The 3407-nt window shown below is 57.4% G+C and carries 2 protein-coding genes and 2 pseudogenes; all 4 read left to right on the top strand.

The window, feature by feature from the left end:
* The coding region (locus tag AWB81_RS41310) for a sugar-transfer associated ATP-grasp domain-containing protein (protein ID WP_327373428.1) at positions 1-246 on the top strand (246 nt) is incomplete at its 5' end.
* Positions 247-413: 167 nt separating this feature from the next.
* A pseudogene (locus AWB81_RS41305) lies at positions 414-1681 on the top strand (flippase).
* 163 nt (positions 1682-1844) lie between these two features.
* A pseudogene (locus AWB81_RS41300) lies at positions 1845-2607 on the top strand (IS6 family transposase).
* Between the two features lie 394 nt (positions 2608-3001).
* A partial coding sequence (locus AWB81_RS41295; protein ID WP_062644234.1) for a hypothetical protein occupies positions 3002-3407 on the top strand: 406 nt, incomplete at its 3' end.

The following is a 3407-nucleotide window of genomic DNA, read 5'->3' as shown; positions in this document are numbered from 1 at the left end:
ACGAGATTCGAGGGCGTGACGCTGCCGGCGTTCGCGGACTGCGTGCGCAAGGTGATCGAGCTTCATGCAAAGATGCCTTACGCGCGTTGCGTGGGTTGGGATGTGACTGTCGATGTCGACGAAAAAGTGATAGTGATGGAGTGGAACGCGGAACACAACGACGTCAAATTGAGCGAAGCCACGCAAGGCCCTTGCTTCTCGGACCTCAAATGGGAGAAGCTCAAGCTGAGCGCAATAAGCATCTGAGTCAGGTGACTTGTTGACGGCAGGTCGAGTCGTCGATTCATTAAACGAGCGGCTCCTTTCGCATCCGGAGTGTTCGCATCATTCCGCCCGCTGTGGCTGAGCGATCGGAAACGATCCCGTCATACTTCAACTACGGCATCATCAGGCGCCTGGGGACAAACCGCTTAATGGCTTCTTTCAAGAGGAACTTTACGATTCTGATGACGTTGCAGGTGTCCACTTACCTGGCGCCGCTTCTGACACTGCCCTGGCTCGCGCGCGTGCTCGGTCCGAACGAATACGGACGTCTTTCATTCGCGCTGGCTTTCACCACTTATTTCATCACGCTGGTAAATTTCAGCTTCTCGCTCACGGCCACGCCGAAGATATCGATCAATCGGGACGACCGCGCGACGCGTTCGCGAATCTTCTGGGAAACGATGTCGGCGCAGGCGCTCCTCGTGTTCGGCAGCTTTGTCGTTCTGCTGACGCTGACGCTCATCGTGCCGCTGCTCGCCGAGAACCGTGAGTTGCTGCTTACAGGCTTCGGCATGGCCGTCGGTGCAATGTTCATTCCGACGTGGTACTTCCAGGGGTGGAAGACCTTGCGCCGATCGGCGGCTTCGTGTTTGCTGGCCGCGCACTCAGCGTACCCGCCATGTATCTGTTCGTGCGTCATCGCGATGATGTCTACATCGCAATGCTGGTCAACATGCTGGTCCCGCTGTTGTCTGGCATCGCAAGCTGCACGTTCCTCTATTTCCGCCGCGACATCGACTTCGTGCCTGTCTCCATCAGAACCGCGCTCGGGCGGCTCAGGGAAGGATGGAGCGTATTCATTGCCACCTCGCTGGTGGAGATCTATGCGTCGAGCAATATCGTACTGCTGACTCTAATGGCGGGCAATGAGGCGGGCGGCTACTTTGCCGCGGGCGACAAGCTCATTCGCGCGGCGCTCGGCATGTTGCAGCCGATGAGAACCGCAGCTTATCCGCGCGTGAGCTTTTTGATGCATCACGCGCGCGACGATGCGTTCGCCTTTCTGCGCAAGACGTTCGTGTTGCAGGGCGGCATCGCTGCGCTACTCTCGCTAGGCATTTTCTTCAGCGCTCCGCTCGCGGTGAAGCTGCTCTACGGCCCACAATACGGACCCACCGCCGACGTGCTGCGTTGGTTGGCGTTTGTACCGCTGATGTCGAGTTTGTCCGATCTGTTCGGCGTTCAGATGATGCTTCCGCTTGGAATGAACTCGGCATTCAGTCGTGTGCTGATCGCATCTGCGGCGCTGAATTTCGGTTTGCTCGCGGTGCTCGCGAAGTTATTTGGCGAGCAAGGCGCCGCTGCGACGGCGCTTGCCGTCGAAACATCAATTGCGGCAGCCATGGCCTTAACGCTGCGTCTCGAAGGCGTGCAGTTGCTCAAGCGCCCCGTCACGACCGAAAGTGTGGAATCTTGATCGGAGGCGCCAGCTGTTCGTATTTGCCGCCTTGTGTGCGGCAAGCACCGGGACAGACAGCGAAACATGAATCCGTGCCAGCACATTCATACAGCATCGCTATCGGCATTGTCAGGTTGTTGTGCCAGACGCGTAAAATGGCGTGCTGAAGAAATCGAAGTCGATGGCGGATTCAACCGGTCGATGCAACGGTCATCGTTTCCCAGCCGAGGTCCGCAGTTGCGCCGTGCGCTGGTATTGCCGCAATCAGTTGAGCTTGCGTGACATCGAGGAACTCCTGTTTGAGCGCGGCGTGATCGTGACCTATGAGGCGATCCGGTGCTGGTGCGATAAGTTTGGCGCAGGCTTTGCCCATCGGGTGAAAGCGGCGCACCGCAATCCTGGCGGCACATGTCATCTTGACGAAATGTTCGTGAAGTTCCGCGGCGAGCCTGATCTCTATGGCGTGCGGTCGACGAACATGGCGCGGAACTCGACATTCTGAAACAAAAGCTGCGCGACAAGGCTGCGGCCAAACGCTTCTTCAAGCGCTGATGCGCTTATGCCCGGTGCCTCGCAAGATCGTGACGGATCAGCTGCGCAGCTATCTAGCGGAAGGCGGAGATTCCGGAGCTTGCGGGCGAAAAGCATGTGTTCGTCGAAGCGGCGGCCCGGGGCGACAACCTAGCTGAGAAACTTCACCAGCCGACACGCGAACGCGAGGGTCGCACGCGCGGCTTTAGCAAGCCCAAACGCACGCACGCATTTCTCTCGTGCTTCGGATCGACCGGCAACATTTCGCGCTCAAGCGGCATCTGCTGCGCGCTTCACAGTTTCGCAAACAGCTTGCAGCGAGGTTCATTTCATACCGCATCTTCGTTTCGAGATGCGGGGAAGGCGAGGCATTGTGTTGGGCGCACCGGCTCTGCGATTTTCGCACTATGTAGCTGCAGAATCGACGCCGTGACGGCTTGTGGACTTTGCTGAGTACCAGTCGGGGAAGCAAAGGAAAGGTGGCCGCAATTCTTTGAAAGCAACCGCTGTCTCTGCGTTGGGTCTAAGCTGCTCAACGTTAAGTGGGGATGCACTGGAGTCCGATGTTATAGAGAGATCTCGTCTAGGAGGCTGCCATGACCCCTGCCGCTAGCTTTGCGTTCATCGTCATGTCGGAGACGATCGCAGATATCGGTTGCCGTGGCATGGAAGACGCGACACACATTGGGCTAGCCAGACGCGAAGGACTGTCTACAATGTGAGTGCAGGCGAAGCTACAAAGGCGGCCTGTTCAAGAGGGAACGGTAGGTACTGTGACGTTTCAATTCCTTCATTGGAGGCATGCCCATGACGTGCCTGAACGAAAGGATTGTCGGCGCAATATTTTTTATGCTGAGCGGATATGCATTCGCGGAAGGCCTTGTCATCGAATCGCCCGGAACGATGGTGGTTGCGAGCATTGCACCTCTGCCCGTGGAGCTTGTTCCGCCCATACCAGAACCGCAACGCTATTTGCATAGCTACGAAATGGAAACTCAGCCGAATCAACGAAAGTCGTCTTACGCGCAGATGGCGGATTTTTATAGTGCGCAGGTAACACAGGACTTTCGATTCGGGGCCGGGAATGCCGCACCGACGCCTGAGCCGGTGCTGCAACAGGCCTCGAATTTTCTACGTCCGGGTCCGTCGACAACACCACAAATCTCGATCGTCCAGTTGCCGAACACGGTTTTAACGCTGGGTGCGCAACCGC

It is taken from the genome of Caballeronia arationis, assembly GCF_001544975.2.
GTDB lineage: Bacteria > Pseudomonadota > Gammaproteobacteria > Burkholderiales > Burkholderiaceae > Caballeronia > Caballeronia arationis.
Note: the sequence above shows the minus strand (reverse complement) of the source record. Positions and strands in the feature narration are given on the sequence as shown.